This window comes from Bradyrhizobium sp. (assembly GCF_017881085.1).
Lineage (GTDB): Bacteria > Pseudomonadota > Alphaproteobacteria > Rhizobiales > Xanthobacteraceae > Bradyrhizobium.
In genome coordinates, this window is the sequence record NZ_JADGRI010000395.1 from 1 (window position 1) to 4,313 (window position 4,313).

Here is a 4,313-nt window from a genome sequence, read left to right on the forward strand (position 1 = left end):
TGGGCGCGTTGGCTCGGGGACGGCGGCGAATTCGTGGGCATGACCGGTTTCGGCGCCTCCGCACCGGCGGAGGTGCTCTATCGCGAATTCGGCATCACCGCGGAGGCCGTCGCGGAGACCGCGCGGCGCTGCCTCGCGCGATCCCGGATGACGGCTACCCACGCGTGACGCGTTTAGCGCGACAAGGAAGGACACGGAGACGGCGATGGCACGAATTACCCTGAGGCAGCTATTGGACCATGCCGCCGAGCACGACTACGGCGTACCGGCGTTCAACATCAACAACATGGAGCAGGGCCTTGCGATCATGGACGCGGCGGCGGCCGTCGATGCGCCCGTCATCATCCAGGCCTCGCGCGGCGCACGCTCCTATGCGAACGACATCATGCTGTCGAAGATGATCGACGCGCTGGAGCAGATATATCCGCAGATTCCGCTCTGCCTGCATCAGGACCACGGCAACGAGGAAGCCACCTGTGCCACGGCGCTTCAACACGGCTTCACCTCGGTCATGATGGATGGCTCGCTCAAGGCCGACGCCAAAACCCCTGCGGAGTATGACTACAACGTCGATATCACCCGCCGCGTGGTCGAGATGGCTCACTGGATCGGCGCCTCCGTGGAGGGCGAACTCGGCGTGCTTGGCTCGCTCGAACATGGCGGTGGCGAACAGGAAGACGGCCATGGCGTCGAAGGCAAGGTCAGCCATGATCAGTTGTTGACCGACCCGGACCAGGCAGTCGATTTCGTTCGCGCCACCAGGGTCGACGCGCTGGCGATCGCGATGGGGACCTCGCACGGCGCCTACAAGTTCTCGCGCAAGCCGGACGGCGAGATTCTCGCCATGAAAGTGGTCGAGGAAATCCACCGTAGGCTGCCGAACACGCATCTGGTGATGCACGGCTCGTCCTCGGTGCCGCAACCCCTGCAGGACGCGTTCAACCAGTTTGGCGGCGAGATGCCGCAGACCTGGGGCGTGCCGGTCGAGGAGATCGTCCGCGGCATCCGGCATGGCGTCCGCAAGGTCAATATCGATACCGACTGCCGGCTGGCGATGACGGCGGCCTTCCGCAAGGTGGCCATGCAGAGCAAGAGCGAATTCGATCCGCGAAAATTCCTCAAGCCGGCGATGGACCAGATGCGCGAGCTCTGCCGCGAACGTTTTGTCCAGTTCGGCACGGCTGGCCATGCCAGCAAGATCAGGGTGATGCCGCTGGCGGAAATGGCCCGACGTTATCGATCCGGCGCGCTCGACCCCCGCATCGGAAATATCGCGTCCGCCGCGGAATGACTCGCCGCCCCCTACCATCGAGGAGAGACCCATGAACGAACAATCAATGACCATCCGCGGCAAGGATCGCTACAAATCCGGCGTCATGGAATACAAGAAAATGGGCTATTGGGAGCCCGATTACGAGCCCAAGGACACCGACATCATCGCGCTGTTCCGGGTGACCCCGCAGGACGGCGTCGATCCCATCGAGGCGGCGGCGGCGGTCGCCGGCGAGTCCTCGACCGCGACCTGGACGGTGGTCTGGACCGACCGGTTGACGGCCGCGGAAAAATACCGCGCCAAATGCTACCGCGTCGATCCCGTGCCGAATTCGCCGGGGCAATATTTCGCCTACATCGCCTACGATCTCGATTTGTTCGAGAACGGATCGATCGCCAACCTGTCGGCCTCGATCATCGGCAATGTGTTCGGCTTCAAACCGCTGAAGGCGCTGCGGCTTGAGGACATGCGGCTGCCCGTCGCCTATGTGAAGACCTTCCAGGGACCGGCGACCGGCATCGTGGTCGAGCGCGAGCGCATGGACAAGTTCGGCCGCCCGCTGCTCGGCGCCACCGTGAAGCCGAAACTTGGCCTTTCAGGGCGCAATTACGGCCGCGTGGTCTACGAGGCTCTGAAGGGCGGGCTCGATTTCACCAAGGACGACGAGAACATCAACTCGCAGCCGTTCATGCACTGGCGCGAGCGATTTCTGTATTGCATGGAAGCGGTCAACAAGGCCCAGGCCGCGTCCGGCGAGATCAAGGGGACGTATCTCAACGTCACCGCCGGCACCATGGAGGATATGTACGAGCGGGCAGAGTTCGCCAAGGAGCTCGGCTCCATCATCATCATGATCGATCTGGTGATCGGCTACACCGCGATCCAGTCGATGGCGAAATGGGCGCGCCGCAATGACATGATTCTGCATCTGCATCGGGCCGGGCATTCGACCTACACGCGACAGCGAAACCACGGCGTCTCGTTCCGCGTGATCGCGAAATGGATGCGCCTCGCCGGCGTCGATCACATCCATGCCGGCACCGTGGTCGGCAAGCTCGAGGGCGATCCGGCGACCACGCGCGGCTATTACGACATCTGCCGCGAGGATTACAATCCCGCGAAACTGGAGCACGGCGTGTTCTTCGACCAGCACTGGGCCAGCCTCAACAAGCTGATGCCGGTGGCATCGGGAGGCATTCACGCCGGCCAGATGCATCAATTGCTCGATCATCTCGGCGAAGACGTGGTGCTGCAGTTCGGCGGCGGCACCATCGGCCATCCCATGGGCATCCAGGCCGGCGCCACCGCGAACCGGGTGGCGCTGGAGGCGATGATCCTCGCGCGCAACGAAGGGCGCGACTACCTCCATGAGGGGCCGGAGATTCTTGCCAAGGCGGCGCAGACCTGTACGCCACTTAAGTCGGCGCTCGAGGTCTGGAAGAACGTCACCTTCAACTACGAATCCACCGACATGCCGGACTATGCCCCCACCGCCAGCGTCTCGATGTAAGGAGCAGGACCATGCGCGTTACCCAAGGCTGTTTTTCGTTTCTGCCCGATCTCACCGACGAGCAGATCTCCCGGCAGGTTCAGTATTGCCTGGAAAAGGGCTGGGCGGTGAATATCGAATTCACCGACGATCCGCATCCGCGCAACAATCTCTGGGAAATGTGGGGCCTGCCGATGTTCGATCTTCGCGATGCCGCCGGCGTGATGATGGAGCTTAGCGAGTGCCGCAAGGTGTATGGTGACCGCTACATCCGGATGTCGGCGTTCGATTCGAGCCACGGTTGGGAGTCGGTGCGGCTGTCCTTCATCGTCAACCGGCCGAAACAGGAACCGGGCTTTCGTCTTGAGCGGCACGAAATGAGCGGGCGCAACATCCGCTACACCACGACACCCTATGCCGCCGATCGTCCCGAGGGCGTGCGCTACGGTGATCAATGAATTCGCCCGCCAGCCCATCGGCCGTCCCGCAAGACGCGGACCGGACCCCGCCGCTCGAGCGGGTCGACCTGCGCCGTGAATTCAACGACGTCGGCATCGGCGAGGTCCTCGACCAGCTCGACCGGGAGCTGATCGGTCTGAAGCCGGTCAAGACGCGGATTCGCGAGATCGCCTCGCTGCTGCTGATCGAGCGTATCCGAAAACGCATGAACCTGACGTCCGACGTGCCGACCCTGCACATGTCGTTCACCGGAAACCCCGGCACCGGCAAGACCACGGTCGCGCTGCGGATCGCCAGCATCCTGCACAAGCTCGGCTTCGTGCGCCGCGGCCAGGTGATCTCGGTCACCCGCGATGAACTGGTCGGCCAGTACATCGGCCACACCGCGCCGAAGACCAAGGAAATCCTGAAGAAGGCGATGGGCGGCGTGCTGTTCATCGACGAGGCGTACTACCTGCATCGCCCCGACAATGAGCGTGATTACGGGCAGGAAGCGATCGAGATCCTGCTGCAGGTGATGGAATCGCAGCGTGAGGACCTCGTGGTGATCCTGGCCGGCTACGGCGACCGCATGGACAAGTTCTTCGCCAGCAATCCCGGCTTCCGCTCCCGCATCGCCCACCACATCGATTTTCCGGATTATGCCGACGATGAGCTGATGGCGATCGCCGAGCTGATGCTGCACGACATGAATTACCGGTTCAGCCCGGACGCGCGGCAGGCGTTCATCCGCTACATCGCCTTGCGCAAGACCCAGCCGCTGTTCTCCAACGCGCGATCGATCCGCAACGCGCTCGACCGCATGCGGCTGCGCCAGGCCAACCGGCTGGTCGCCGATCTCGACCGCGTGCTGAGCGCCGATGACATCATGTCGCTGGAGGCATCTGACGTGCTGGCCAGCCGGGTATTTTCGGACAGATCAAGCGGGTGACGAAGGCGTTATGGCTGCTTACTGCAATGTTTGGGTGAGCGGACAAAATGCGAACCGTTGGGCCGGTCTTGTGTCGGTCGGCGCACGCTTTCCTGGTCTGTTCCGGCCGCAATAGCTGAAATGGCTGAAACCGGCGGTCAAACGAAAACGCTGATTATGCT

At 62.8% G+C, this 4,313-nt stretch carries 4 protein-coding genes; all 4 read left to right on the plus strand.

Features of this window, described 5'->3' with window-relative positions; genetic code table 11:
* The first annotated feature begins 205 nt into the window (after nucleotides 1-205).
* Genes fba through cbbX form a run of 4 tightly spaced genes read left to right on the plus strand, consistent with a single transcriptional unit; the run spans nucleotide 206 to nucleotide 4,152 of the window.
* Nucleotides 206-1,291 carry a class II fructose-bisphosphate aldolase gene (fba, locus tag QZ213_RS25295; protein ID WP_291688797.1) on the plus strand — a complete coding sequence of 362 codons (1,086 nt, stop codon included), beginning with the start codon at nucleotides 206-208 and terminating at the stop codon, nucleotides 1,289-1,291.
* Between the two features lie 31 nt (nucleotides 1,292-1,322).
* Nucleotides 1,323-2,783, plus strand: coding sequence for a form I ribulose bisphosphate carboxylase large subunit (locus QZ213_RS25300; protein WP_291688798.1), 1,461 nt, complete (start codon nucleotides 1,323-1,325; stop codon nucleotides 2,781-2,783).
* Between the two features lie 11 nt (nucleotides 2,784-2,794).
* Nucleotides 2,795-3,220, plus strand: a complete 426-nt coding sequence (locus QZ213_RS25305) for a ribulose bisphosphate carboxylase small subunit (RefSeq protein WP_291688799.1) — start codon at nucleotides 2,795-2,797, stop codon at nucleotides 3,218-3,220.
* Nucleotides 3,217-4,152: a CbbX protein gene (gene cbbX, locus QZ213_RS25310; RefSeq protein ID WP_291688800.1), complete on the plus strand. Its 936-nt coding sequence runs from the start codon at nucleotides 3,217-3,219 to the stop codon at nucleotides 4,150-4,152. The genes QZ213_RS25305 and cbbX overlap by 4 nt, the downstream gene beginning before the upstream one ends.
* Nucleotides 4,153-4,313: the final 161 nt, after the last annotated feature.